This is a genomic window from Photobacterium sagamiensis (assembly GCF_050337085.1).
Lineage (GTDB): Bacteria > Pseudomonadota > Gammaproteobacteria > Enterobacterales > Vibrionaceae > Photobacterium > Photobacterium sagamiensis.
On sequence record NZ_JAKJSP010000032.1, the window covers coordinates 1 to 26679 of the forward strand.

Consider the following 26679-nt stretch of genomic DNA (forward strand, 5'->3'; position numbering starts at 1 on the left):
GGTATTGATGGCTAGTAGTTTAAAAGGAGTCTTTCCCAATCAACTCAGTTTTCATGGGGCGGCATTGCATATTGTTCATGAGTTAACGCAGTTGCCATTTGTGACACCAGGGAACATACCGAAACAAGTAATGGTACTAGAAGAGATCGCGAAGCAGTTTATTTTACCTGCTAGAAGAGAACGAAGTTACCCTAGAGTATTGAAGTGCTCAAAAAACCGATATCCCGTTAGAAAAAACAATGCCGCTCACGTTAAGTGAACGGCATTAAGCAATTGCTGGCTTTTGTTGTTTCTGTAAACAGCTCTCAGATATTCCGCGTTTTTATTGCATCCTCATATTGAAAGCTTCAGCTATCCATACCTTCATTCACCCGCCTCTAATTGAGATCTGAGATATTTCAGCTTCATCTTGTCTGTTTTTAATAATTTACCTTGATATTCAAACTATATGCTGCAAAGATAGTTTGATTATCAAGATACAAGCAATTCAAACAACTTATAATTACACCGGAGAAGTTCGTGCATACTCAATCTTTGGCAAAGTGGCAGCATAGCCACGATTATGTTTCGTTCAATGAGCAGGGTGAGAAGCGAACCTACTATGTACTGTGGCTGACATTGCTCACAATGGTTGCTGAGATTGCGGCTGGTACAGTGTTTGGCTCTATGGCATTACTCGCTGACGGCTGGCATATGGGCACGCATGCCGCTGCTTTTATGATCACTATTTTTGCCTACCGATATGCGAGAAAGCATGCTCATAACGAAGCATTCTCATTCGGAACGGGGAAAGTCAGTGTACTAGGAGGCTTTGCCAGTGCGATTGCGTTGGGTTTAGTTGCTTTCGTTATGCTGGTGGAGTCCTTGCAAAGGCTGATTTCCCCCCAGGCGATTCAGTTTAATGAGGCTATTTTTGTCGCATTTATCGGTCTGGCGGTAAATATTGTCAGTGTTTTCCTGCTTAAAGATCATCATAGCCACGACCACGACCACGACCATGACGAACATCACCATCACCATCATCATGATCATAATCTTAAAGCGGCATATTTTCATGTGCTGGCGGATGCGCTGACCTCATTACTGGCAATTGTTGCGCTATTTTTTGGTAAGTACTACGGTCTTAACTGGCTGGATGCACTGATGGGGATTGTCGGAGCCGTCATCATCACTCGATGGTCATATGGGCTGATGAAGCAAACCAGCCCGATCTTATTGGATGCCAACATTCATCGTGACTATAAAGAAAAAGTGGTGATGGCGCTTGAAAGCGAGAGTGGTAATCAGGTGGCAGATCTGCATATCTGGAGAGTGAGTGCTAATCATTATGCGGCGATTATTTCGTTAGTGACGCACGAGCCAAAGTCGATACAGTATTACAAGCAATTACTGTCTGATTTCGATAAAATCAGCCATCTGACCATCGAAGTGAATAAGTGCCAGAGTGGTTAATACCGCTAGGGCCATGGGTGTTGAATGAAAGAACTTGAACAGTTAAATCATACGATTATTGAGTTTTATGAAAAGCTCTCGTCATGGGAGCAGTCAGTTGTACGCGGTAAAGGGGTTTCGCTACCTCAGGTTCATGTCGTGGAAATTCTCGGAGTGCATGGCGCGATGAGAATGAAAGAGCTGGCTGATAAAATAGGTGTAACGACCGGCACACTCACTGTTCAGGTGGATAAAATGGTTAATGCAGGTTTAATCCAACGTCGTCCGCATGAATCAGATCGACGCTCGATATTAGTTGAGCTTACCGCGAAGGGCATTGAGATGTTTAAGGAGCATGATAACTTGCACCTGACTCTGACGCAGGATATTACAGCGAAACTCGATGATGCCGAGCGACGTAATTTATTGTCATACCTGATTAAAATAAACCAGGAATTTTAACCGCGCTGTAAAGACACCGTAAAAATGAGAGAGCCCTTGATGATCAAAGGCTCTTTTTTTATGCAATAAAAGCTATTCGATTAGCTTGTCGCTTCAGCGGTGGTTTCTGCTGGAGCATTCTCCGCAGGAGTCTCTATTGCTGAAACTTCCGTTTTTTGTACAGGTTTTTCATCTGCTGCAGCATGTTTTACCGGAGTGACTTGCTTAAGCGGGGCGGCTTGTGGCAATTTAGCCCGGTTTAGCTGTGCCGACAGCTCGGCAATCTGCTGTAAATAGCGATTATTATCTTCGCTGAGTACCCGGCGCTCTTGGGCTGATGTTGCTTTAAATTCGGCGAGTTGTAATTGTAGAGCACTGTTCTGATCGTGTTTATTCTCTAACTCGGCTTCGGCTTTTTGCTGTGCAATCAGGCTGTCGTTTTGCCCTTGCAGATTAGTTCTGATGTGATTGACCAGATGCTTGCCTTGCTGGGATATAGGCTGATCGCGCAGATCACCAGAGCCAAGAGCGACGCTGACTTGCAGCAGAATTTTTTCATAGCTGACAATGTGGCGCTCATAATCGCTTTCCGGCATCGCTTTCAGCTTTTTTACGGCCGTAGCAATTTGCAGTGAATGAGCAAGTGCAAAGCGGGCTTCTTCCGCTTTGTCAGTAATGCGCGAGATGGCTCTTGGTTCAGCGTTAATAAAAGCTTCTGCCGCTTTTAGTGTCGCTTCAGCATGGCGCAGTGTCTCGGGAGCATGCCTGCTGATACCCGCTGTTTTCTGGCGTTTCAGCTCTTTCTGACTGTCAGACAGGTAAATTTTGGTCACTGTTTTGACTTCCAGAGCGCGTTGTTTTCGCACAAGATCTGGCTGGTATTTGATTGCATTCTCAGTGTTGTCACTGGCAACGTAATTAACCAATTTCTTTAGTTGCTGTTCTAATTGTTTAGCCGTAGTCGGGTAATATTTCAGAGCCTCAATACTATCCAGTTGCTTGCGATAACTAAAGGCATCTTCTAATACCGTTAAAGCTTCACTACGTATAGCGTTAGCCTTTTGAATATAAACATTAAATTCTGTTAATGCATCTTGAGTTGCCTGAATATTGGTTTTAGAACTGAATATACCAGCACTGCTATTTGCTTCAGATGGATCATGTTCAAATTCAGCGTAATACTCTTTGGCTTCATTCAGGGCATCGACGGCATCTTTTAACTGCACTGTCGCAAACCAAGCTAATTCCATCTTGTGTGAATCTTCTAATGTATTGTTAGCTAAATTAAGTGCTTGGGTTACATTCTGAATTTGAGTTTCGTTTTGAATCTGATTGGTTTCTAATGGTAGGTTGGCCGTTGAATTAGAATCTGAAGCACAACCTGATAGCGTAATGGCTGCAACAATCGCAGCGATACGAAATTCCTTCTTCATGAATAAACCTTAGTGATGGGAAAAAAGTATTAGCCATCACTATTATTATTGAGTGACATTTAATGATGACCTGAAAAGTCCATTCTATTTATTTTCGAATAAAGATGAAATGATATTTTAAATAATGTGCTGTTAGCACAAAAAACGTTAATTAAATGACGCTTAATTAAACAAAGAGTCAATATTATGACTCTTTATTTAAACAGACCCTAATGAATAAGTGCCAAAAACTGAAACGTTACTCTAATTTTGCTTCCAGATCTTTTTTTACGATCTCCAGAGCAGAGAGAGCCACTTGAGGCTCGATCTCATTACTTTCTAGCAGATAAATGAGATCGACAGCCAGTTGAATGTCTTCAGGGGCATCTGTCAGCGATGCAGAGGAGTTGTCTTTTTTCATACTGACCTTTTTACATGGTGAATGTGATGTACGAGTTGATGGGAATAGGACACAGTGAACACTTTACCCTTTTCGTTCACGATGACTAATGCTCTTTTCGATTTTTACCATCGCGGTACGACAACGTGATAAACGCCCTTCAAGCGCCAGTATTTCTTTTTGCAGTTTTTGCTGCTCAGCAATTGTCGAGCAATGGCTGAACAACAGTTCTTTATCTCGTAGCATTGTTGCCAGACGGCGCTCCCAATCTTTATGCTGGGACAGATCCTGATAGAGCTCATTGATTGGACGGCGCCAGCTTCCTGGTCTTTTGGGTTCATTTTTACGGATTTTCAACGTCGCCAGTTCGCGCTGAACCGCCTGAATTTGAGCGATGACTTTCTCGCAGATATGTTGAGTCCGAGAGGCTTGCAGCTTTCCGGCCTGGCGTTCTTTACGCAATGCTGTTATTTCACTGTGGATTTCATCAACGCACGGCGTTAGTAGCTTGCTGCGGCAACGAAATAATTGCTCATCAAACAAAGGCCGTGAGGCTTCACCACGCCGGCGGTCAATTTGAGCTGCTTCGGTCGTCAGTTGGACAATGATAGCTTCTAAGCGAGCGAGATCAGACATTGGCGATTACCTTGAATATTCGTGTCTACTTTATGGGCAAAGTGGCCCTCTAACCTAGTACCGAGTACCGAGTACCGAGAAACGAGAACCTAGAAACTAGAACCTAGATCGTTACTCTTTTTAAGCGTACTCAATCACACGCTTAAAAGGCGGCAGTGCATCAAGTAATGCCTTGCCGTAACGGCGATTGATCACCCGGCGGTCAAGCAGCACGACTCTACCAGAATCATCTTCTTTTCGCAGTAAACGGCCAGCCGATTGGATCAGCTTTTTACTGGCTTCAGGAACTGAAATTTGTAAAAAAGGATTGCCACCACGACTTTCAATGTATTCCGCATGCGCTTCTTCAACCGGAGATGTCGGGACTGCAAACGGGATCTTGGTAATAATGAGATTTGTCAGTAACTCTCCTGGTAAATCAAGGCCTTCAGAGAAACTTCCTGTGCCAAACAAAATGCTGATTTTGCCGCTTTTACAGTTCTCTTTATGTTTCTTTAGAATAATGTGACGCGATTCTTCGCCTTGAACCAGTAATTGCCACTTATTTTTTTTCGCAAGAGGGCGAAGCTGGTCAGTGACCTTGTTCATTTGCCAATAGGAAGAGAATAGCACCAGACTAGCTGTTTCCCCTTCTAAGTATTCCGGTAACGTTTTGATCAGTAAGTCGGTAAATTTATCGGCCTGTGGTTCCAGTGGCAGTGCCGGAATGACTAAGCGGGCGTTATTCTGATAGTCAAACGGTGATGCTAAAGCCAGGAAGCGAGTACCATCATCTTCTGAGATACCGGCCTGACGACAGAAATAGGTAAATTGATTGAGCGCGCGCAGGGTTGCCGATACCAAGATTGAGCCAGCTGCTCGGCTCCACAGTAACTGATCGAGACGATAACCCACCTCAAGGGGAGAAACTTCAACAATGAAATCATTTTCCCGATCTGGGCTTTTTTCTATCCAGCGTGCTAAAGGTGCGCCTTTATCCTTGTTCGGCTGAGCCATTAATGTCCAGACCTTTTCCAGGTTTTCAAGACGTTGAAGGTAGAATCCCGATTCAGCCAGGGCTTGCTCACCCAATCGAGGCACTATTTCGTTTTCTTTTAACCGTTCGGAAATTAAATCATGGATCTTACCCAGTGATTGCCCGGCTTTTTTACTCGCCTCTTTACAGTCTTTGGCTTGTTCTTGCAGCCAGGCAGGTAGTTCGCCGTGTTCGAAGCGATAGACACCATCTTTATTTAACAAGGTGGGATCGATGTTCGTGGCCATCTGGCGCAGCGTGGGGATCAGGTGCTGGATATTTTCTTGTAAGGTGTTCTGAAAGCGCCCGGCTTTACTGTATTCAGCCAGCTCGGCCAGTTTACTGACGGACTGGTTCAGCTTTTCAAGCCAGCTGGCAGTACCTTTCAGACTGGCGGCTGCGGACGAGAAATCTCGCGCGACTTGCGGCAAGTGGTGCGCTTCATCAATGATATAAATTGTATTCTCGGGCTCAGGCAGGATCACGCCCCCGCCTAGCTCAATATCTGCCATCAGCAGGGCATGGTTGGCAATAATGACATCGGCTTTATCCATATGCTCTCTGGCTTTGGCAAATGGACAGCTACGGTGTTTCGGCATGCCTGCATGGCAACTGTGCTTGTCGGCCATGATCTGTTGCCAGACCCGATCAGGGATCGTGGTTGGCCAGCTGTCACGATCACCATCCCATTTCCTTTCCTGACAGGCTGTTAGCATTCTTCTTAAAAGTTCTAAATCAGATTTTTTAGGTTTTTCTTCCCATAATGCTACTTGCGGGTCGCTGTCTGTCGCACAGCATGCTTCCAGTTTATGGGTGCAACAATAGCGCTGACGGCCTTTTGCCAGAATGAAGCTGAATTCTCTGGGGTAAATTCGGTTAAACAGGGGCAGGTCTTTGTTTATCAGCTGTTCTTGTAATGCCACAGTCGCGGTCGAGATCAGTAATTTTTTGTTATTAAATTGTGCAAAGGGGATCCCACCCAGCAAATAAGCCAATGACTTCCCAATGCCTGTCCCGGCTTCTGCCACTAACATTCGGTGTTTCGGATGATATTCACCAGCCAGAGTTTTGGCGATTTCTGCAACCAGGTAGTTTTGTGCTCGACGGGGAATAAAATTGTCCAGCTGGTTTCCCAGGTTCTCATAGCATTGTTTGATATCACTTTTAATCTGGCTGTGTAACATTTCGCAAACTTCGTTGTGGCAGGGGTGGGGATTATAGCACGAAGCCCTAAATGTGAGCGGAGACAAATTTCTGAATAGTTTATAAATAAAATGAGATTCTCATCACGAAATAAGATTGAACCTTTATAGGGGGTAATCTCAAGCTGTTCAAAAACAATGATATAACCATTAATGGTATTTTTTTGTGGTAATTTAGGTTTATTTGCTGTGTTTTTATGTTTATTTCGAGATTAAATTCTGTTTATTTTGTCTTGTTAAAAAGTCAGCCTTGACATCTCAGCTCTCAATTGTGTCTGATAATTAATCTCATCCGGATGCAAGTTATTGGTTTTTAACTAGTTTGATGTTTATTGAGCATGTTTTTAGAAGATTTGACATGCGGTTTGAAGTTCTGCACGATGAGTTCCACAAGTTACTCACTCTTGGTTGTTTTTTCTCTTGATGTTTAAAGCAGATGGATGACCAGGAGAATATAAAGAAAAGGAATTCTGGAAACGGAAATTCCATACTCAATAAGAATAAGGCAGTGGATATCATGAAAAAGACTCTATTAGCACTAGCTGTACCAGCTCTACTAGTTGCAGGTTCTGCAACTGCAGGCGTTAACCTATATGACGCAGACGGCGTTAAAACTGACCTTTCAGGTGCTGCAGAAGTTCAGTACTTCCAGGGTTATGAAAAAGACAGCGATTCTAAAATCCGTCTGGATGATGGCGACCTGGGTGTAAATACTACAGTTGCTATTTCTGACAGCATGAACGCAATTGCTGGTCTTGCATTCGAAATGGAATCTGGCGAAGTAACTAACGATGAGCTTTGGGTTGGTCTTGCCGGTGACTTCGGTACGGTTACTTTCGGTCGTCAATACCTACTTGCTGATGATACAGGCATTGGTAAAGACTACGAGCTAGGCGGTGACGGTATTGATTTCGTACAGGCATCTGGTTCCCAGATCATCAAATACGTATTCGACAATGGCCAGTTCTATGCGGCTGCCGATGCACTTCTGACTGAAACAGGCAAAACTGAAGACGAAGCAACTGTTTACGAAGGTCGTTTAGGTGCACGTTTCGGTGACTTAGACGCACGTGTTTACCTGTACTCTGGTGAAGACGTAAGCACTGGCAAGTTTGATATTTTCACAGGTGGTGACGCAACTCTAGACATCGAAGGCTTCCAGCTAGAAGCAGAATACGTCTTCAATGCATTCGCGTTTGCTGCCTCTTTCGGTCAGGTTGACTATGAGCTAGCTTCTGATACAAGCCAGAAAGTTGAAGCGGATACTGCAGCACTTGCGGGTTCATACACTATGGACAAGACTACTTTCGCAGTAGGTTATACATACTGGAGCCCAGAATCTAAGGGTACTACTGATAAACTGAGCGAAGAAGCTAACGTTTTCTACGCAAACGTAACTCAGCAGCTGCACAGCAATGTTAAAGTATACGGCGAAATCGGTAGCTCTGATGTTGATGATTCAGAGTTCGGTTACGTAGCTGGTATGGAAGTATCATTCTAAGATTGATGTAATCTGAGAATACTTCTTGAGAAAGCCGCCGCTATGGCGGCTTTCTGCTATCTTGAGTTTCATATTTATCGTTGTAACCCAATACCTTTGTATTAAAAAACCTGAGATACTCTGAATGGGTAATGATTTAATGCGATTGGCATAAAAAGGATTCAGATGAAGAAATTAGCACTGGCGAGTCTGGCTTTACTATCTGTGGGCGCTCAAGCGGCGACGTTATCGACCAGCCAGAATATAAAGTTATTGGTGGTTGATGGTAAAAAAGTGGAATCATCATACTGGTCACCGACAGAGCATGTGGAGCTGTCTGAAGGTAAACATCAGATCGTGGTTCAGTTTGACGGTGAAGTTAAAAATGGTTCTAAAAATACCGTATTTACCACCCGGCCTTACCTGTTCGATCTGGACGTGGCCGATAAAGATGCCACGATTGTGTTGCCGCGCTTGACGACACTGTCACAGGCAAAAGCACACTTTGACCGTGGTGCCGACTGGTCGCTGGAGTATGCCGACGGTTTCAAAGAAGCCATTCAGTATACAGAGCTGAAAGGGGAAGGTTTTGGATCCTTTAGCGATATGGAAGCTTTAGTCGCAAAGTATAACAGTAAGAATGGTATTGTCTTCGAGCAGGGCTATGCGGTTGATCTGGAAAAAGTGGCCGTTCAGGTTACCGAGCAGGGTGAGGTGAAAATCACCGGAGACTCGCTGACTCAGCTTAAAATGTGGTACACCAAAGCGTCTGGAAAAGAGAAAAAAGCCTTTAAAATTTGGATGGCTGAGCACGACTTTAATTAATCAGGCTATTGTACCGTCAGGTATTGAGGTGCGTGTTTACAGCAAGACCATTTTTTATACCTGAACATGCCTTATACCTACAGCAGGTTGCCTGGGTTATATGATAGAGCGATGGGCAACAGATCCGCTTAGGTAGGTTGCCCTAATTAGGCTGATTTAACGCAGGAAAGTCTGGGGTCAGTCATGGTGGTATCGGCTGTGATCACGGCAGGCATGGCAGCGGGGTTGAGCCGGGTCTTCTAATAAGTCATCGATCTCAATTTCTTCTTCACAATCGACGCACAAGCCATACATCCCTAATTTGACCGAGCAGACTGCAGCGTCAACTTTTTCCATTCTGATCGCCAGATCAAATAAGTTTGGAATAAAAGAGGACTTTGCCATCATGATCAGATCATTGAGATCCGTAGTTTCGATCACCGTCGCTGAAGGCACCAAGGTGTTTAAAAGCATCTCGTGCTTGAGCTCTTTGGCTAGCGCAACGTGCAGTTGTTCCAAAGTCGTTTGTAATTGCTGATAGATAGCTTCTGACGTTGTCATAGTCGTTTTTTAATTATTGATGATGAATTTAGTCTAAAACGCTTTCATTCTTTGATTGTGATTTGAATCAAATCTTTATGAGTCTTCGCCCGAATACCCGTATTTTCCTTCGGTTTTTGTCTGTTTCATGCCCTGATATCAAATAAAGGAAGCTCAAAGAAGCTTCAGAACGTTATATCAGCCGCTTGTCTTATTGCAACCTTACCGGCAAGTTTAACCTGTATCGGGATACTGACACTGACACAGTAACCGGGTATAAGGCTATAACGCATTAGAATTTCGGTTACAATTTGTGTGAAGGGGCATTGGAAAGGAGTTGGTAGTGAAAGAGCTGATCAAGCGAACCACACTGGTCATTTGTGGTTCGCTGTGTGTGGTTTTAGGTGTGATAGGAATTTTTCTTCCCTTATTACCCACGACGCCTTTTTTGCTATTGGCCAGTGCCTGTTTCATGCGCGGCTCGCCCCGGCTGAGTTGCTGGTTGCATAAGCATCCACAATTCGGCCCGGTTCTGACTAACTGGCACGAAAACCGGGCGGTATCATCGACGGTGAAACGCCGCGCTTATATTACGATAATACTTAGTTTTGCCCTCTCTCTTACCCTGGTGCCTCACCTCGGGCATAAAATTATGCTGATTGTGATCGGGGCGACATTACTTTTCTGGTTTAATCGTTTGCCAATCGTAGAGCGAGTTGCTCCCACGAAAAAAAATCAATAGTATTGCGTGCTGAGATAATGCCAATGCTACTGATTATCGCCGATACCGTTTGGGTGAGTAGTTAGTGTCATTGGTATTAGGATCCCCGTCTGCTTCTGGCACTTTACCGTCGCGGGCGTTTAATTCGCTTTAAGCACCATGCCTGTAGAAGGGCGAATTGTGGTGCACGGAAAACAACTATGACTCAAGAATACGCGACTCAAGACCAGTTAGCCCTGATTAAAAATAGCATCAAATCTATCCCTGACTACCCAAAGCCAGGCATATTGTTCCGTGATGTCACAAGTCTGATGGAAGATTCTGCAGCATATCGCGCCACTATGCAGGTACTGGTTGAGCAATACCGCGATAAGGGAATTACTAAAATCATCGGTACAGAAGCGCGCGGTTTTCTGTTTGGTGCACCATTGGCGCTTGAGTTAGGTGTTGGTTTTGTACCTGTTCGCAAACCGGGAAAATTACCACGTGAAGTGATTGCCGAGAGTTATGAGCTTGAGTATGGAACAGATACGTTAGAAATTCATATTGATGCGATTGTTGAAGGCGATAAGATCCTGCTCGTTGATGACTTATTAGCAACCGGCGGTACGATTGAGGCGACAACTAAGCTGGTACGCCGCTTAGGTGGCCTGGTTGAAGATGCAGCGTTCGTCATTAATCTGCCGGATATCGGTGGAGAAGAACGCCTGAGTGGTATGGGACTGAATGTATTTAGCCTGTGTGATTTTGACGGTCACTAATATCGACTCATATAAAACTTAAAACGTTAACGGTCAGATTTGTGTGAATTTGGCTAATGATTGGGCGCTCACGATAGTGCCCTCTCGCTCCATTTTCCTCTCTGTGTTAGCATTGACGGCTTGAATCGCTACGGAAATATACTGAATAATAACGATTCAGTAAGGTTATATCACATGAGTTATCAGGTTCTGGCACGTAAATGGCGACCACATCAATTTACTGATGTGGTAGGGCAGTCCCATGTATTAACAGCACTGGCCAACGCGCTTACACATAACCGTCTTCATCATGCCTATTTATTTAGTGGTACCCGGGGTGTGGGTAAAACGACAATTGCGCGTATTTTTGCCAAAGGATTGAACTGTGAGCAGGGAGTAACTGCAACACCTTGTGGTCAGTGTGATACTTGTCGTGAAATTGATGAAGGTCGTTTTGTTGATCTGTTAGAAATTGATGCGGCATCAAGAACGAAAGTTGAAGATACCCGCGAACTGCTTGATAACGTTCAGTATAAACCGGCCCGCGGTCGCTTTAAGGTCTATCTGATTGACGAAGTACATATGTTATCTCGTCATAGCTTCAATGCGCTGCTGAAAACCCTTGAAGAGCCACCGGAATACGTCAAATTTATTCTTGCAACGACTGATCCGCAAAAATTGCCGGTGACGATTTTATCCCGTTGCTTGCAATTCCATCTTAAGCATCTGGATAACACCCAGATCCAGACTCAGCTTGATAACGTATTAACTCAAGAACACGTTGAATTTGAACCGAAGGCGTTGAATCTGTTGGCGCGTGCGGCTGAAGGCAGTATGCGTGATGCATTGAGCCTGGCCGATCAAGCCATTGCGCTGGGTAATGGTCAGATAGATGCAGGTTCTGTCGCAGCGATGCTCGGTACCTTAAATACCGATCAAGCGTTATACCTGCTGGAATCTGTCGCTCAAGGTCATGCTAAACCTGCAATGGCGAGTCTGGAAGAGCTGGCGAATGTCGGCGTTGAGTGGGATAGCTTGCTGCGCGAGTTGGCTGCGCAATTACATCGGGTTGCGATGTATCAGGCATTACCGGCTGCGTTAGATCAAAGTGCCCCCGATGCTGATCGTATTGTTACCTTAAGTACGGCGATGTCTCCACAAGATGTACAGCTGTGCTATCAGATTGCCTTACAAGGCCGCCAGGATTTGGCTTTTGCCCCCGATGGCCGTACCGGATTAGAAATGGTATTGCTACGGATGTTAGCTTTCCGTCCGGTTGCAGGGCAGGGGATCATCCCCCAGGCTATTGCGGTACCGACAAGTGAGCCGACGGCTCCTGTAAACATGGCTTCTGTAAACACGGCTCCTGCAAACATCGCACCAGTGAATACCGCTCACTTGAATCAGGGGCTTGTACAACAACAGCAGGCTCCGCAGCAGCAGGTACCGCAGCAGGGTATACAGCGCGTCCAGGCATTGAAAGCGCAGATGAACTCACAGCCGCAACTACCGGTTCAGCCGGGCGAGCCGGATACGGCACCAGCCGCTTCTCAGCCGCTGATGACATCGCCAGAAATGGCACCGCCAGCTGAACCAATAGTTACTGCGCCGCAAACGGTACAGCCGGCCTCTCCGGTACATGATATGTCGACCGCATCACAGCAGCAATTATCACAACAGCAACCGCCGCAGCCTCAATCGGCGGCATCGGGTTTGCTGGCTGCGCGTAATAAATTACGCAGCCATACTAAACGCGGTAATGAAGAGCAATCGCCAAAAAAAAATGAATCGACGTTAGCTAAAAAAGTCGCAACGAATGTGTTAGATCGGATTGCAAATAAGCATTCTGGCTCACACTTACCGGCTTCAGGACATTCTGCTCCTGTCTCGGGAAACACTGCGATGCCAGCGTCGATGGCTTCATCTCAAGCAAACAATTTTTCTCAGGGCGAAAAGCCATTAGAAGAGGATGAGTATCGCTGGAAACCGATGCTGGCGGCAGAGCCTGAAGCGGTGAAGGTTGATGTGGCTCCTCGGTATATCAAGCAGGCATTAGAACACGAAAAAACACCAGAGATGGCGAAATTGCTTGTCAAGGAAGCGGCAAATCAGGATAGTTGGTCCGATTTAGTGACTAAGCTAGATGTAGGACGATTGGTCCAGCAGTTAGCGTTGAATTCAGCGTTTGAACAGAATGGCAATCAGGTTATTTTGTCTTTACGTCAGTCACAGGGACACCTTGATAGTCCAAAAGCCCGGGAGCAGTTAACTCAAGCACTGAATGAGTTGCTGGCGGTACCCGTAGAATTATCGATTGAGCTGAGTGAAAAGGGCCAATCGCCACTTGAATGGCGAGAAGCGCTTTATCAACAGAAGCTCAATCAGGCGAAACAGAGTTTACAGAGTGATCCAAATGTGAACTTTATCTGTCAGCGCTTTGCCGCTGTTTTAGATGAAGACAGCGTTAGGCCGTTATAAATTAACCAGACCAATAGAGAGAGAAAATATGTTTGGTAAAGGTGGTATGGGCAACATGATGAAGCAGGCGCAGCAAATGCAAGAGCGCATGCAGAAGATGCAAGAAGAAATTGCCAATATGGAAGTGACTGGTGAATCTGGTGCTGGCCTGGTAAAAGTAACGATTACGGGCAGCCACAGTGTTCGTCGTGTTGAGCTGGATGACAGCTTGATGGAAGATGACAAAGACATGTTGGAAGATTTGATTGCTGCTGCGTTTAACGACGCCGCTCGTCGTATCGAAGAAACTCAGAAAGAAAAAATGGCTGGTGTTACCGGTGGCATGAACTTGCCAGCGGGTTTTAAGATGCCATTTTAATCAATGCGCACCAGTCATTTACTGGAACAATTAATGGAGGCCTTACGTTGCTTGCCTGGGGTTGGCCCCAAGTCAGCGCAGCGGATGGCCTTCAATTTGTTGCAACGAAATCGTCAGGGGGGTCTGCAACTTGCGGATGCTCTTACCAGGGCGATGACGGAAATCGGTCACTGTAAAGATTGTCGTACTTTCACCGAAGACGACGTCTGTGCGCTTTGTGCCAATCCTCGACGTCAGGAAAACGGCCAGATCTGTGTTGTAGAAACGCCAGCAGATATTGTTGCTGTTGAGGCGACGGGACAGTTTTCGGGACGCTACTTTGTGCTAATGGGACACTTGTCGCCGTTAGACGGTATAGGCCCTTCAGATATCGGTTTAGATGTACTTGAGTTTCGTCTGCAAAAAGAACAGATAGCTGAGCTGATCCTGGCGACTAACCCGACAGTAGAAGGTGAAGCGACGGCACATTACATCGCGGAGCTATGTAATGAGTACGACGTGACTGCAACCCGAATTGCTCACGGTGTTCCGGTTGGTGGCGAATTAGAGTTGGTGGATGGCACCACGCTGTCTCACTCTATTGCAGGTCGCCACAAATTATATTAATACCGACTGCCGTATAAGTACCAATCATCAGAGCTACTCTGATGATTGGTATTTTTTTGTCTTAAATTCGTTGTAAAAGACGAAAAAAAAGGAGCTTTGGCTCCTTTTTCGTTATTTGGGTATATTACAGCGAATGAAGAATATTCGAGCCGTGAGTTAAGCTGGTTAATAGCATCGATTTTTCACTAAGCACATCAATACGGCGGCTCTGCTGGGCATCCATGCGGAATAATTTCTTCACAGTGGCTAAATGCTGCTTCTGGAAGTCTGCATTTTGGCCTGAAGTGATGTCTTTAAATTCAACGGGCTCTGTTAGCAAGTAACCACCACTGACATCCCACTTGCCTGATTCGGAAATATGCAGTGTCAGTGGTTCATCAGTGGCACTGAACAGTTTCATTAGGGTGATACGAGAGTAGGTTCTATTTGGCAGATAAACCACATTACTGGTTTGCTCAAAACGGCGTAGCATACCCATACCCAGAGGATCAAGCTGGGTCTCTTCGACTCGGCTAACTGTATTCGATTGCCATTCACGTGACATTAACAAACGCTCTTGCTTGTAATCGCTGGAGTAGTAGAGCCAAGTACTGAAAATGGCAGAGCAGACTAAAACAATAAACGGCCAGAAGCGTTTCAATCGCGCTGGTATTTGCATTGGTTTACGTTTTATCGACATAACTTGGAATTATCCTCTTGGCTTGTCAGCAAGCGAAGCGTGACGTTCTCATCAGGAACGGCAGTATCGTGAATGTAGTTGAGCCAAAGTTGATTATTTTGGCCGCCAGTTACAATAACTTCAACCGGGCGAACCTTATCTTGATGATACTCGAGATAAGTACGAACACAGCTTGAAATCATCGGCTGCCAATCTGAAAGTACAGGGCGACTTTTCGGTGTTAAGACTTTTACACCTTCTACTTCAAAAAGCGGTTCAAAAGCGGCTGATTTAGCCGGAAAGCCCATGTTTACCAGCAGTGGTAACAGGAACGCAACAACCAGAGCCAGCCATGCCCACGTCCCCATTTTCGCTGATAACTGAACGGGGTTGGTAGCACTCTTTTGCCCGCCTGAGCTGGCCGCTGTCTTTACATCATGTTGCAGCTGAACTTGCTCGGTGTCAGAGAACTCTGGTTGCGCTGTTGCCGTTGGCCGTTCATCGAGAGTATCTTGTGAAACCGTAACTGGTGTGTCTTGGCACTTTGTTACCATGGCGATCATTTGATAGCCACGTTTAGGTACGGTTTTAATGAATCCCGGAGATTTTGTTGAATCTTTCAGTGCTTTACGCAGAGTCGATATTGCTTGTGTCAGGCTGGAGTCGTCAACTTCAAAACCTTGTTCACGCCAGACGTATTCATGTAAGCGCGTTCGGGTAATGATCGCTCCCGGCTCTTCAATTAGCAGACTTAAGGCTCGGCTCTCATTGCTGCCAAGACGTGTCAGTGCATTATTTTCGTGTTGATCAATCAGGCTGTTGTCATAAGGGTCAAAAAGGAAGCGTTGCCCGATCAAGTGTTTGGTGGAGATTGTATGCATTTTTTGCCCCGGAGGTATAGTTCAGACATCTGTATACCATGTTTCGCTGAACATAATCTGAATGTAAAAAAATGAAAAAGCGAACTGAAAAAAGATAAAGGGTGTAAAAGCCGTTATTTTAGGTTGAAAACCTATCCAATGACCACATATCTGTAATGAGTAATACCCAAGTTACCTCAAGATGCAGGATTCAGAGTGATGCCAGCCAGTTCAATTCAAGGAAAATGTGCGAAGGAATGACTGGTCCTTTCGAGTGCATTTGACACAGAAGTGGGCTGGCTGGATCGCTCCCGAAGGGCGAGTTTTCCAGGCACTAATGTTGCGTTGCTGATTTTTGATGTAGAGCGACTATATCTGCAAATCAGCGCCTGACCTTAGCGCCTGGAAATTCTCGCTGAAACGAGCATCTTGAGGTAACTTGGGTATACGTAAAATGACTAGTTTTGGAGTTTAGATGAGCGAGCAAGAGTTACATAAAAATAAGGAAACCCGCGGTTTTCAATCGGAAGTGAAACAGCTTCTGCATCTTATGATTCACTCTTTATACTCGAATAAAGAGATTTTTTTACGTGAGTTGATTTCCAACGCATCAGATGCTGCCGATAAGCTTCGGTTCCGTGTACTTTCTCAACCTGATCTCTATGAAAATGACGCAGATATCGGTGTGAAATTGTCTTTCAATGCAGAGGCAGGCACGTTAACCATCAGTGATAATGGCATCGGTATGACTCGTGACGATGTGATCGAGCATTTGGGCACGATTGCAAAATCGGGTACGAAAGACTTCTTTGCCAAACTGAGTGAAGATCAGTCTAAAGAGTCACAGCTGATCGGCCAGTTTGGTGTCGGTTTTTATTCTGCATTTATTGTTGCTGATTCCGTTACCGTTAATACGCGTGCAGCGGGCGTCGCCGCCGATCAAGCCGTTAGCTGGCATTCGGCGGGTGAAGGTGATTACACGGTTGAAGATATAACTAAAACCGGCCGTGGCACCGATATCATTCTTCATCTTCGTGATGATGAAAAAGAATTTTTAGATGAACATCGTCTGCGCAGCATTATTGGTAAGTACTCTGATCACATTGGTATTCCTGTCCATATTCAGATCACTGAACATGATGAGGAAGGCAAGCCAACAGGTTCTAAGTGGGAACAGATCAATAAAGCTCAGGCATTGTGGACGCGTAATAAGTCAGATATCACTGACGAAGAATATAACGAGTTCTATAAGCATGTGTCTCATGATTTTGCCGAGCCGCTAAGCTGGAGCCACAACCGAGTTGAAGGCACCCAGGATTACACCAGCCTGCTTTATATCCCGTCTAAAGCACCGTGGGACATGAACAACCGAGATAGCAAGCATGGTCTTAAGCTGTATGTACAGCGTGTCTTCATTATGGATGACGCGCAGCAGTTTATGCCGGGCTATTTACGCTTCATGCGTGGCTTGATTGATTCCAATGATTTGCCGCTGAACGTATCCCGTGAAATTTTGCAGGATAACAAAGTGACTCAGGCGCTGCGTAAGGCATGTACTAAGCGTGCCCTGACGATGCTTGATCGCTTAGCGAAGAAAGATGAAGAGAAATACCAGACGCTCTGGACGGAATTTGGTCAGGCGTTAAAAGAAGGCCCGGCTGAAGATTTCTCTAACCGTGAAAAGATTGCCAACTTACTGCGTTTCAGCTCTACGCATAACGATACCGCCGAGCAAAATGTATCGTTGGCAGCGTATGTTGAACGCATGAAAGAAGGTCAGGATAAAATATATTTCCTGACGGCCGATAGCTTCACTGCGGCAAAGAACAGCCCTCACCTGGAACAATTCCGTTCGAAAGGCTTAGAAGTAATTCTAATGCACGATCGTATCGATGAGTGGTTGATGGGTCACCTGGCGGATTTCGACGGTAAGCCATTCCAGGCGATCACTAAAGCAGATCTTGATCTGTCTAAGTTTGAAAACGAAGAAGAAAAAGAGAAGCAAAAAGAAGTCGAAGATGAGTTCAAATCTGTTGTTGAGCGCACGAAAGGTTACTTGGGCGAGCGCGTTAAAGATGTGCGCACCACGTTTAAGTTACACGACACACCGGCTGTTGTGGTGACTGATGAGAACGAGATGGGCACACAAATGGCGAAATTACTGGCGGCGGCTGGCCACGATGCGCCTGAAGTTCAGTACATTTTTGAATTGAACCCGGAGCACGCACTGGTGAAGCAAATGGCAGACGAAGCAGATGAAGAAACCTTCGGACGCTGGGTTGAGCTACTGCTGGGTCAGGCAATGCTGGCTGAACGAGGTTCAATGGAAGATCCATCACAGTTTGTTGCTGCTGTGAACAAGCTTCTGACTAAGGTCTAATCGCTTCTTCTCGCGGCATCAAATAGTATCCTGATAAAGCATGTAATCAAGCCCGGTCACGGTACCGGGCTTGCGACTGCTGGCTAATCAGTGTATTTTGCATGTTTTTTGAGAACCAACGGTTTTTGATAAATCCAGCTTATTTTTGAAAGGGGATCACGATGCGCATCATTCTTCTGGGCGCTCCAGGTGCAGGTAAAGGAACTCAGGCACAATTCATCATGGAGAAATTGGGTATTCCTCAAATTTCTACCGGTGACATGTTACGTGCAGCGATCAAAGCAGGTACTGAGCTAGGTAAACAAGCAAAATCAGTCATCGATGCTGGTCAGTTGGTGTCTGACGATATCATTCTTGGTTTGGTTAAAGAGCGTATTGCCCAAGACGATTGTGCAAAAGGTTTTCTACTAGATGGTTTCCCTCGCACTATTCCTCAGGCTGATGGCCTGAAAGAAAATGGCGTTGCTGTTGATTACGTTATCGAATTTGATGTAGCTGACGAAGTTATCGTTGAGCGCATGGCGGGCCGTCGTGCTCACCTGGCATCTGGTCGTACTTACCACGTTGTTTACAACCCGCCGAAGGTTGAAGGTAAAGATGACGAAACAGGTGAAGATCTTGTTGTTCGTGAAGACGATAAAGCTGAAACAGTGCTTGCACGTCTAGGCGTTTACCATGAGCAAACAGCCCCGCTGATCGCTTACTACGGTAAAGAAGCTGAAGCTGGCAATACCAAGTACATCAAAATCGATGGTACTCAGGACGTTGCAGCAGTCAGTGCCGAGCTAGAAAAAGAACTGGCTTAATTAATTATTGATAGTTTCTATCAATAAGAAAAAGCGGGCGATACCAATGGTATCGCCCGTTTTTTTATGCCATGTAATTACCGAATAAATATATCCCGATTGGTATAATTAACAGATTAGTGTCAATCGCTTAGTGGTAAAATAAGTTTTTTCAGATTAGTACAAGTGCTCAGTAGGTGGGAATGAATAATAATCAATATGGTGTGCTACTCGTAAATTTAGGCACCCCAGACGAAGCAACACCTTCCGCGGTCAAACGTTTTTTATCTGAATTTTTACATGATCAACGTGTTGTCGATATGAGCAGTTGGCTATGGTACCCAATTTTACATGGCGTGATCTTGCCTATTCGCGCGCCTAAAGTCGCTAAATTATACCAATCAGTTTGGATGGACGAGGGTTCACCGCTGATGGTTTATTCCCGTCGTCAGCAACAACAATTAGCTCAACGTCTTGATGTTCCGGTTGCATTGGGAATGACGTATGGCCAGCCAGATATTAAATCGGGTCTGCACGAGCTGAAACGGCAGGGGTGTGAAAAAGTACTGGTTTTACCGCTATACCCCCAATACTCGCAAACGACGACGGCGGCGGTGTTTGACAAAGTCGCCAGGGTACTGAAAGAGCTGCCCGATATTCCAGAACTTCGCTTTGTTAACCATTACTTTGACCATCCGAATTACATTGATGCGTTGGCGAAATCAGTCAATGAATTGTGGGCAGAAAAAGGTGAGCCAGACTACCTGCTCTGCTCTTATCACGGCATTCCGAAGCGTTATGCCGATAATGGCGACCCTTATCCGGCGCACTGTAACGGTACCACGGCGAAGCTGGCTGAAAAGTTAGCACTGAGCCGTGAAAAGATGAGCATGAGCTATCAGTCGATCTTTGGTCGTGAAGAATGGCTACAGCCATATACTGAACCAACCATTAAAGAACTGGCAGAGAAAGGAATTAAAAGGTTAGATGTAATGTGTCCGGCGTTCTCTGTCGATTGCTTAGAAACATTAGAAGAAATTGCCGAGCAGTGTAAAGAAACATTCATCGAGGCAGGCGGCGAAGAGTTTAATTTAATTCCGTGCCTGAATGATAGTCCGGCACATATCGACATGATGGCCAGTTTAGTCGTACAGCATAGCCAGGGTTGGTAGCTGCACCTTGAGGTGGTTTAGGTATTGACAGTATAAAAAAGTTTCCTGTTGAAGCGAGAAAGCTCTCACAAACTGTGAGAGCTTTTCCTTTTTTGTTCTATATTGTGTGATAGAATCCGCAAAAATTCACAACCGACAGCTCATTCTCATGAAATTTCCAGGTCAACGAAAATCAAAGCATTACTTTCCTGTACATGCGCGTGATCCACTTCTTAGTCAAACTAAACCAGAAAAGCGTCTGACACGGGCCCATGTGGTGGGTATTGATCAGACATTGGTTGATATTGAAGCGTATGTGGATGATGAATTCCTGGAGCGCTATGAGCTGAGTAAAGGCCACTCATTGGTCATTACAGATGATAAAGCGGAAGCACTTTATCAAGAGTTAAAAGAAAACGATTTGATCACCCACGAGTTTGCGGGTGGCACGATTGGTAACACTTTGCATAACTACTCTGTGCTGGCTGATGATAAATCGGTGCTGTTAGGTGTCATGAGTAAAGATATTGAAATCGGTAGCTATGCGTACCGCTATCTTTGCAACACCTCAAGCCGTATGGATATGAATCACCTGCAGGCTGTTGAAGGGCCTATCGGCCGATGTTTTGCTCTGATTTCTAAAGACGGTGAGCGTACCTTCGCGATCAATGAAGGCCGCATGAACCAACTGCATCCTGATAATATCTCGGAAGATATTTTCAAACGTGCGTCGGCGCTGGTACTAACGGCTTATCTGGTGCGCTGTAAAGATGGCGACCCGATGCCTGATGCGACCATGCGTGCTATTGAATACGCAAAAAAATACGATGTACCGGTTGTTCTGACATTGGGAACCAAGTTCGTGATTGCTGACGATCCACAGTGGTGGCGTGATTTCTTACGCGATCATGTTACTGTCGTTGCGATGAATGAAGATGAAGCAGAAGCACTGACGGGTGAGTCAGATCCATTGCTCGCTTCTGATAAAACGCTGGAATGGGTTGATTTAGTACTGTGTACGGCGGGTCCTATTGGTTTATATACTGCAGGTTATACCGAGGATGCAGCAAAGCGAGAAACGAGCTTGCCGCTGCTGCCTGGAGATATTCCTGAGTTTAACCGCTATGAGTTCAGCCGCCCGATGCTGAAATCCGGCTGTGAGAGTCCAATCAAGGTGTACTCACACATTGCACCATACATGGGTGGTCCGGAGCGTATTAAGAATACCAATGGTGCCGGTGATGGCGCACTGTCTGCTGTTCTACATGATATGTCGGCAAACCGTTATCACAAAGACAATGTGCCGAATTCAAGTAAGCACCAGCAGAACTTCCTGACCTATTCATCGTTTTCACAAGTGTGTCTGTACGCAAACCGTGTGAGCTATGAAGTACTGGCTCAGCACTCACCGCGTTTATCTCGTGGTTTACCAGAGCGTGAAGATAGTCTGGAAGAAGCATACTGGGAACGGTAAGAAGAGCGGCGCTAGGAAAAGAAGGCCCTCGGCCCTAGGAAAAGCCACTTATTACCTCAAATAAAAAAACCGCCGAAGATGGCGGTTTTTTTATTCAAGATTGCGAATTTCTTTTATCGAAACTCGCTCCTCGTCACTCTAATCTACTGTTAATAAGCTTCGTTGTGCACGGCTGCAATGGCGCGGCCTGATGGATCTGCACTGTTTTTAAAGCTCTCATCCCACTCTATTGCTTTAGCGCTTGAGCATGCGATAGACGGGCCGCCAGGCACACACTTCGCCGCATCTTCCAGAGGGAAAAGCTCTTCGAAGATTTCACGGTACGAATAACCCTCTTTCGTGGTTGGCGTATTGTACGGGAAGCGGAATTTGGCTGTTTCTAGCTGCTTATCCGTGACTTTTGCTTCTGCCACTTCTTTTAGCGTATCAATCCAGTTGTAGCCAACGCCATCAGAGAACTGCTCTTTTTGACGCCATGCAACAGATTCTGGCAGGTAATGTCCGAAACATTCACGGATGATGTGTTTCTCCATTTTGCCATTGCCGCACATTTTATCTTCAGGCTTCAGACGCATTGCGACATCAAGGAACTCTTTATCCAGGAATGGTACACGCGCTTCAATTCCCCAGGCAGCCATAGACTTGTTGGCACGTGCACAGTCAAACATATTCAGCGCAAGGAGTTTACGCACCGTCTCTTCGTGGAATTCTCTGGCGTTCGGCGCTTTGTGGAAGTACAGATAACCGCCAAATACTTCATCAGCCCCTTCTCCAGAAAGTACCATCTTGATACCCATTGCACGGATCTTACGCGCCATCAGGTACATTGGCGTTGAGGCGCGAATGGTGGTTACGTCGTAGGTTTCGATGTGGTAGATCACGTCACGAATCGCATCCAGGCCTTCCTGAACGGTGTAGGTCAGTTCATGGTGAACCGTACCTATGCTATCCGCCACGACTTTGGCGGCTTTCAGATCCGGTGCGTCTTCAAGACCAATGGCAAATGAGTGCAGGGTAGGCCACCAGGCCTGTGACTGTTCATCATCTTCAATACGGCGCGCCGCAAATTTCTTGGTGATAGCAGAGATCACAGAAGAATCTAAACCACCTGATAATAGAACACCGTAAGGTACATCGGTCATTAACTGGCGTTTAATTGCACTTTCTAATGCGTTTATCAGTGCTACTTTGTCTGTTTTTGCATTAGCAACGGCATCATATTCCATCCAGTCACGCTTGTAGTAACGCACTGGTTCGCCTTTTTTACTCCACAGGAAGTGGCCAGGAGGAAATTCAGTGATGGTTTTACAAACCGGTACTAAGGCTTTCATTTCAGAGGCGATATAGTAGTTACCGTGCTCATCGTAGCCTTGATACAGTGGGATGATACCAATATGGTCACGACCAATCAGGTAAGCATCTTCCTCAGCATCATAAAGAATAAAAGCAAAGATACCGTTCAGATAATCGAGTAGTTCAGGACCTTTTTCTTTATAAAGCGCAAGAATGATTTCGCAATCTGACTCAGTTTGGAATGGGTAATCCGGTGCAAATTCGGCACTTAGCTCTTTGTGGTTGTAGATTTCACCATTAACCGCCAAAGCGTGGGTTTTGTCTTGGTTGTAAAGTGGTTGCTCACCGCTATTCAGATCAACGATAGCAAGACGCTCGTGGACTAAAATCGCTTTATCTGATGAATAGATACCGGACCAGTCGGGGCCGCGGTGACGCATTTTTTTTGACATTTCCAGTGCTGTTGCACGCAGTGCTGCTGGATCACTTTTAATGTCTAAGATACCGAATACTGAACACATATTTTTCCACTCCAACCTTAATATCTTTGGTGCTATCCCTAATTCTTTCGGGGGAGTTGAGCCTTTAGTGACTAGTTTCTAGTTTCTAGTCACTCGCTTTATCCCCTTACTTGCTTGTTTGTTAAAATTGCGTATTCGGTAAGTAAATGCAATAAAAAACCTTCAATCAATTAAAGAAAAGTGCCGCTAGTGAATTCTATTTGGTTATTTTGCCTTTTTCCGAATGAGATCTAATCGCGGTCGGTTTTTAACCGAAAAAACAAACGGCAGCCGAGGTTGCCGTTGTTTTCATAAACCCCCTCAAGATGCTAAATCTCGCATCTCAAGCTGGTTTGGGTATGCAAGATGTATGGAAGAAGGGAATTAAATTTGCTTGATGTCTGGTGCTAAACTCTCACAAACGTGGCGGGCAAAGCCGCTTCCGGCTTCGTTATAGATATTAAAAGCCGCATCAACCCCCAGCTCATATAGCAGCTCTTCATCATCGTCGTATTTGGCGATGGCGGCAATTTTACCTTTATAATCGCGCAGGTGAATTTGCTCCAGGGCAAAGGTGTTGGCCTGGCTGTGTGGCATGGCAAGTAAGATCAATTTGATACGGTGATCAGCCATAACTCGAGCCCAGAAATCTGAGTCGGTTGCATCACCATGGATCACGTTACGACCTTCAGCTCTGTGGCTTTCGACAGAGTCTTCGCGAGTATCGATACCAATCACCTGTTTCCCATAACGCTGTACCAGTTCGTCATAGGCACCGCTGCCTATCCGTCCCATGCCTAAAATTAAAACTTTGGCATGACCCAGGTCAATCAGCTTGTCACTGGCATTGAGCTTTGCCGGTTCATATTCTTTTAGCCATTTCGCTGCTTCAGTGTAGAGCTTGTGGCCCATACTGTTGAGCGGGGCGGCAATTAAAAAGGAGAGTGAGACCGCAATGGCAATCGCAACCAAAAAACTGCCGGGCAGCCAGCCTAGCTTATAGGCCATTCCACCGACGATCAGACCGAACTCACTGTAGTTAAACAGGGTGAGTGTGCCGAGCAATGAGGTGCGGACACGATAACGGCTCAGGCTGAAAATAAGATAATAAAGGATCCCTTTAATCGGGAGCAGTAAAAGCAGCACAATCGCCATTAAGAAGCCGTCGAAGGTGGGTTCTTCTGCTAATCCAATGTTGAGGAAGAAGCAGACCAGCAGCAGCTCTTTCAGATTAAAGAGAGTCTTGGACATCTCAGAGGCTTTGGGGTGTGCGGCCAGCATCATGCCGAGAATGAGGGCGCCAAGATCGGCCTTGATGCCAACCAGCTCAAATAGGCCAGCCCCGACGACCAAAGCCAGGAAGGTGGCATACAGAACCAGCATTTCGCCGTGTCCCGCTTTGTCAAGAATCCTGAACAATAATGGTCGCAGTAGCGGCAGGGCAAACAGACCTAATGCGGTAATATCCGGTATTTTTCCCATTGAGACAGTCAGGAAGACAACGGCAAAGATATCCTGCATGACCAGAATACCGATTGCTAAGGTACCGTAGGTGGCGTTAAGTTCACCTTTCTCTTGTAGGGCTTTAATGGCAAAGACAGTACTGGAAAAAGACAAGGCAAAGCCGAGCAGAACAAGTTGCGCGATGTCCAGCTCCGTGAGCATACCAAGGCCAAGTTGTTTTAAACCGAGCAGTGACAAGGTGAACAGGGCGGTTGAAAGCAGATTGTGAAGCGTCGCACCTCCCCATATTTCTTTAGCCAGCAGGGTTTTAACGTCTAATTTCAGACCGATGCTAAACAGTAAAAGAGTGACACCCAGATCTGCCAACGTTGTGAGGGTTTCGGTTGAATGAAAGCCGGCACTATTGAGGGCAAACCCTGCAAGCAGGAAACCCACTAAAGGGGGGAGTTTACATTGCAACGCGATGAAGCCAGCTAGAAAAGCGGCAATGAGGAAGACGAGTTCCATGGTAAGTGACAGGCCTTGGTGAGCAAAACTGGCCTTCAATATAGCACAAGGGGGATGTGTCTGTATGACCCATCCCCCGAGAAAGTGTTACGAATTAAGCTGCTACAGTAGAACTTGTTGCTCTGAATTAGTCATCAAGCATACGCTGCAGTAATACACCATTTAACATCGCACGTTTGATCATCGAAAAAGCGCCAATGGTTGGCTGACCATAAAGTTCTGATGCGACAATGGGCAGATCTTTGTGGAACGTGGAAAGAGACTGGGTTTCGACACAACGTCGAATAGCCGGGAAAACAATGTCTTGTGCCAAGGTAATATTACCCGCCAAAACAATTTTTTGTGGATTAAATAAGTTGATGGTCATTGCCAGCGCTTTACCCAACTGGTTGCCCACTTTAATTAATGCCTGGGTGGCCAGTTCGTCACCTTTGTTAGCGGCTTCGCAAATCGCGGGCATAGTGAGATCTTCTAATGCCTGCAAGCTGCTCGGGTAGCCTTGATCAAGTAACTGCTGTACGTGATAAATAACGGCCGGATCTGCGGCGACAGTTTCGAGACAACCGAAGTTTCCGCATTGGCATTTATCACCAAGAGGATCAATCTGGATATGACCAATTTCACCTACATTACGGTTATAGCCCAGGAATACCTGACCATTAACAATAATGCCGGCGCCTGTACCATGGTGCATACTGACTAAAATCGAGTCTTTGCAATCACGGCTGGAGCCAAAATAGTGCTCGGCCAGAGCCAGGCCACGGATATCGTTGCCGACAAAACAAGACACACCAAATTTGTCTCGGATAATATCCGCCAGCGGGAAGTTATCAACTTCAATATTTGGCATGTACTCGATAATCCCTTTTTCAGGATCAATCAGACCTGGCAGGGTAATACCGAATGCGACCAGTTCTCTTATTACACTCTGATTATCGGAGATAAATTGACGAATGTGGCCAAGTAAACCATCGGTCAGTTCTTGCTGGTTAGAATAGCTAAATTGATCTTCAGCACCTGCAATATATTTTCCGCTCAGATCATAAAGGGTTATTTCGATGTAATTACGTCCAAGGCGGATCGCAATTGAATGAAAAGGCGCTGACTCCGTTGTCAGCGATATGGCACGTCTACCACCGGTAGATGCTTGCTGCGCGACTTCTTTTATTAAGCCGTGCTCAAGCAATTGGCGGGTAATTTTAGTAACACTTGCCGGAGCAAGATGACTCACGTCTGCAACCTGAATCCGTGAAATAGGGCCTTGCAAGTCTATTAGTCTGTAAACAGCAGCACTGTTAAGCTGCTTAACCAGATCTACATTACCAATTTGTCCGCCTGTCATA

At 45.7% G+C, this 26679-nt stretch carries 23 protein-coding genes and 1 pseudogene; 14 read left to right on the top strand and 10 right to left on the bottom strand.

Going from position 1 to position 26679, the window contains the following annotated elements:
- The 3 genes and pseudogenes from L4D76_RS16010 to L4D76_RS16020 form a co-directional block, all read left to right on the top strand.
- Positions 1-259: pseudogene (locus L4D76_RS16010) on the top strand (IS4 family transposase); the annotation flags it as partial.
- A 275-nt stretch (positions 260-534) separates the two neighbouring features.
- The gene (gene dmeF / locus L4D76_RS16015; protein WP_428441969.1) at positions 535-1452 is read left to right on the top strand and encodes a CDF family Co(II)/Ni(II) efflux transporter DmeF; all 918 of its coding nucleotides are present in this window, start codon (positions 535-537) and stop codon (positions 1450-1452) included.
- A gap of 24 nt (positions 1453-1476) precedes the next feature.
- Positions 1477-1893, top strand: coding sequence for a MarR family winged helix-turn-helix transcriptional regulator (locus L4D76_RS16020; RefSeq protein WP_428441898.1), 417 nt, complete (start codon positions 1477-1479; stop codon positions 1891-1893).
- A gap of 80 nt (positions 1894-1973) precedes the next feature.
- Here the strand turns inward: L4D76_RS16020 and L4D76_RS16025 are convergent, their stop codons facing one another.
- The 4 genes from L4D76_RS16025 to dinG all read right to left on the bottom strand — a co-directional run bounded on the left by L4D76_RS16025 (position 1974) and on the right by dinG (position 6519).
- The gene (locus L4D76_RS16025; RefSeq protein ID WP_428441899.1) at positions 1974-3305 is read right to left on the bottom strand and encodes a hypothetical protein; all 1332 of its coding nucleotides are present in this window, start codon (positions 3303-3305) and stop codon (positions 1974-1976) included.
- 238 nt (positions 3306-3543) lie between these two features.
- Positions 3544-3705 (bottom strand): pleiotropic regulatory protein RsmS, encoded by a 162-nt coding sequence (gene rsmS, locus L4D76_RS16030; protein WP_428441900.1) that lies wholly within the window; start codon positions 3703-3705, stop codon positions 3544-3546.
- Positions 3706-3768: 63 nt separating this feature from the next.
- Positions 3769-4320, bottom strand: coding sequence for a primosomal replication protein PriC (priC, locus tag L4D76_RS16035; RefSeq protein ID WP_428441901.1), 552 nt, complete (start codon positions 4318-4320; stop codon positions 3769-3771).
- 120 nt (positions 4321-4440) lie between these two features.
- Positions 4441-6519, bottom strand: a complete 2079-nt coding sequence (gene dinG, locus L4D76_RS16040) for an ATP-dependent DNA helicase DinG (protein ID WP_428441902.1) — start codon at positions 6517-6519, stop codon at positions 4441-4443.
- A 535-nt stretch (positions 6520-7054) separates the two neighbouring features.
- On the opposite strand from dinG, the gene L4D76_RS16045 reads away from it, so the two are divergent.
- Positions 7055-8038 carry a porin gene (locus tag L4D76_RS16045; protein WP_428441903.1) on the top strand — a complete coding sequence of 328 codons (984 nt, stop codon included), beginning with the start codon at positions 7055-7057 and terminating at the stop codon, positions 8036-8038.
- A gap of 165 nt (positions 8039-8203) precedes the next feature.
- Positions 8204-8842 (top strand): YccT family protein, encoded by a 639-nt coding sequence (locus L4D76_RS16050; protein ID WP_428441904.1) that lies wholly within the window; start codon positions 8204-8206, stop codon positions 8840-8842.
- Positions 8843-9019: 177 nt separating this feature from the next.
- Here the strand turns inward: L4D76_RS16050 and L4D76_RS16055 are convergent, their stop codons facing one another.
- Positions 9020-9382, bottom strand: a complete 363-nt coding sequence (locus L4D76_RS16055) for a conjugal transfer protein TraR (protein WP_428441905.1) — start codon at positions 9380-9382, stop codon at positions 9020-9022.
- Positions 9383-9704: 322 nt separating this feature from the next.
- Between L4D76_RS16055 and L4D76_RS16060 the strand changes: the two genes are divergently transcribed.
- The 5 genes from L4D76_RS16060 (at position 9705) to recR (ending at position 14264) form a co-directional block, all read left to right on the top strand.
- Complete coding sequence (locus tag L4D76_RS16060) at positions 9705-10103, top strand: YbaN family protein (RefSeq protein ID WP_428441906.1); 399 nt, start codon at positions 9705-9707, stop codon at positions 10101-10103.
- Positions 10104-10282: 179 nt separating this feature from the next.
- Entirely contained in the window at positions 10283-10843 is a 561-nt protein-coding gene (gene apt / locus L4D76_RS16065) for an adenine phosphoribosyltransferase (RefSeq protein ID WP_428441907.1), read from the top strand.
- Between the two features lie 174 nt (positions 10844-11017).
- Positions 11018-13300 (top strand): DNA polymerase III subunit gamma/tau, encoded by a 2283-nt coding sequence (dnaX, locus tag L4D76_RS16070; RefSeq protein ID WP_428441908.1) that lies wholly within the window; start codon positions 11018-11020, stop codon positions 13298-13300.
- Positions 13301-13328: 28 nt separating this feature from the next.
- On the top strand, positions 13329-13658 hold the full coding sequence (locus L4D76_RS16075) for a YbaB/EbfC family nucleoid-associated protein (protein ID WP_428441909.1): 330 nt from the start codon (positions 13329-13331) through the stop codon (positions 13656-13658).
- A gap of 3 nt (positions 13659-13661) precedes the next feature.
- On the top strand, positions 13662-14264 hold the full coding sequence (gene recR / locus L4D76_RS16080; protein WP_428441910.1) for a recombination mediator RecR: 603 nt from the start codon (positions 13662-13664) through the stop codon (positions 14262-14264).
- Between the two features lie 124 nt (positions 14265-14388).
- Here recR and L4D76_RS16085 read toward each other — a convergent pair whose 3' ends face one another.
- Positions 14389-14943 carry a regulatory protein ToxS gene (locus L4D76_RS16085; protein ID WP_428441911.1) on the bottom strand — a complete coding sequence of 185 codons (555 nt, stop codon included), beginning with the start codon at positions 14941-14943 and terminating at the stop codon, positions 14389-14391.
- Entirely contained in the window at positions 14934-15803 is an 870-nt protein-coding gene (locus L4D76_RS16090) for a winged helix-turn-helix domain-containing protein (protein ID WP_428441912.1), read from the bottom strand. Before L4D76_RS16090 ends, L4D76_RS16085 begins: the two co-directional genes overlap by 10 nt.
- A gap of 454 nt (positions 15804-16257) precedes the next feature.
- Here L4D76_RS16090 and htpG point away from each other — a divergent pair, with 454 nt between their 5' ends.
- The 4 genes from htpG (at position 16258) to L4D76_RS16110 (ending at position 21572) form a co-directional block, all read left to right on the top strand.
- Complete coding sequence (htpG, locus tag L4D76_RS16095; protein WP_428441913.1) at positions 16258-18162, top strand: molecular chaperone HtpG; 1905 nt, start codon at positions 16258-16260, stop codon at positions 18160-18162.
- Positions 18163-18323: 161 nt separating this feature from the next.
- On the top strand, positions 18324-18968 hold the full coding sequence (gene adk / locus L4D76_RS16100) for an adenylate kinase (RefSeq protein WP_428441914.1): 645 nt from the start codon (positions 18324-18326) through the stop codon (positions 18966-18968).
- A gap of 182 nt (positions 18969-19150) precedes the next feature.
- The gene (gene hemH / locus L4D76_RS16105) at positions 19151-20119 is read left to right on the top strand and encodes a ferrochelatase (protein WP_428441915.1); all 969 of its coding nucleotides are present in this window, start codon (positions 19151-19153) and stop codon (positions 20117-20119) included.
- Positions 20120-20267: 148 nt separating this feature from the next.
- Positions 20268-21572: an inosine/guanosine kinase gene (locus tag L4D76_RS16110; protein ID WP_428441916.1), complete on the top strand. Its 1305-nt coding sequence runs from the start codon at positions 20268-20270 to the stop codon at positions 21570-21572.
- 149 nt (positions 21573-21721) lie between these two features.
- On the opposite strand, the gene asnB is transcribed toward L4D76_RS16110, so the two are convergent.
- The 3 genes from asnB to nagC form a co-directional block, all read right to left on the bottom strand.
- Positions 21722-23386, bottom strand: a complete 1665-nt coding sequence (gene asnB, locus L4D76_RS16115) for an asparagine synthase B (RefSeq protein WP_428441917.1) — start codon at positions 23384-23386, stop codon at positions 21722-21724.
- A gap of 363 nt (positions 23387-23749) precedes the next feature.
- Positions 23750-25336: a cation:proton antiporter domain-containing protein gene (locus tag L4D76_RS16120; protein ID WP_428441918.1), complete on the bottom strand. Its 1587-nt coding sequence runs from the start codon at positions 25334-25336 to the stop codon at positions 23750-23752.
- Between the two features lie 127 nt (positions 25337-25463).
- Positions 25464-26678 (bottom strand): DNA-binding transcriptional regulator NagC, encoded by a 1215-nt coding sequence (gene nagC, locus L4D76_RS16125; RefSeq protein ID WP_428441919.1) that lies wholly within the window; start codon positions 26676-26678, stop codon positions 25464-25466.
- Position 26679 lies beyond the last annotated feature (1 nt).

Coding starts and splice junctions, on each gene's coding strand:
- L4D76_RS16020 (WP_428441898.1), top strand. CDS start 1,477: ATGAAAGAACTTGAACAGTTAAATCATACGATTATTGAGTTTTATGAA.
- L4D76_RS16025 (WP_428441899.1), bottom strand. CDS start 3,305: ATGAAGAAGGAATTTCGTATCGCTGCGATTGTTGCAGCCATTACGCTA.
- rsmS (WP_428441900.1), bottom strand. CDS start 3,705: ATGAAAAAAGACAACTCCTCTGCATCGCTGACAGATGCCCCTGAAGAC.
- priC (WP_428441901.1), bottom strand. CDS start 4,320: ATGTCTGATCTCGCTCGCTTAGAAGCTATCATTGTCCAACTGACGACC.
- dinG (WP_428441902.1), bottom strand. CDS start 6,519: ATGTTACACAGCCAGATTAAAAGTGATATCAAACAATGCTATGAGAAC.
- L4D76_RS16045 (WP_428441903.1), top strand. CDS start 7,055: ATGAAAAAGACTCTATTAGCACTAGCTGTACCAGCTCTACTAGTTGCA.
- L4D76_RS16050 (WP_428441904.1), top strand. CDS start 8,204: ATGAAGAAATTAGCACTGGCGAGTCTGGCTTTACTATCTGTGGGCGCT.
- L4D76_RS16055 (WP_428441905.1), bottom strand. CDS start 9,382: ATGACAACGTCAGAAGCTATCTATCAGCAATTACAAACGACTTTGGAA.
- apt (WP_428441907.1), top strand. CDS start 10,283: ATGACTCAAGAATACGCGACTCAAGACCAGTTAGCCCTGATTAAAAAT.
- dnaX (WP_428441908.1), top strand. CDS start 11,018: ATGAGTTATCAGGTTCTGGCACGTAAATGGCGACCACATCAATTTACT.
- L4D76_RS16075 (WP_428441909.1), top strand. CDS start 13,329: ATGTTTGGTAAAGGTGGTATGGGCAACATGATGAAGCAGGCGCAGCAA.
- recR (WP_428441910.1), top strand. CDS start 13,662: ATGCGCACCAGTCATTTACTGGAACAATTAATGGAGGCCTTACGTTGC.
- L4D76_RS16085 (WP_428441911.1), bottom strand. CDS start 14,943: ATGTCGATAAAACGTAAACCAATGCAAATACCAGCGCGATTGAAACGC.
- L4D76_RS16090 (WP_428441912.1), bottom strand. CDS start 15,803: ATGCATACAATCTCCACCAAACACTTGATCGGGCAACGCTTCCTTTTT.
- htpG (WP_428441913.1), top strand. CDS start 16,258: ATGAGCGAGCAAGAGTTACATAAAAATAAGGAAACCCGCGGTTTTCAA.
- adk (WP_428441914.1), top strand. CDS start 18,324: ATGCGCATCATTCTTCTGGGCGCTCCAGGTGCAGGTAAAGGAACTCAG.
- hemH (WP_428441915.1), top strand. CDS start 19,151: ATGAATAATAATCAATATGGTGTGCTACTCGTAAATTTAGGCACCCCA.
- L4D76_RS16110 (WP_428441916.1), top strand. CDS start 20,268: ATGAAATTTCCAGGTCAACGAAAATCAAAGCATTACTTTCCTGTACAT.
- asnB (WP_428441917.1), bottom strand. CDS start 23,386: ATGTGTTCAGTATTCGGTATCTTAGACATTAAAAGTGATCCAGCAGCA.
- L4D76_RS16120 (WP_428441918.1), bottom strand. CDS start 25,336: ATGGAACTCGTCTTCCTCATTGCCGCTTTTCTAGCTGGCTTCATCGCG.
- nagC (WP_428441919.1), bottom strand. CDS start 26,678: ATGACAGGCGGACAAATTGGTAATGTAGATCTGGTTAAGCAGCTTAAC.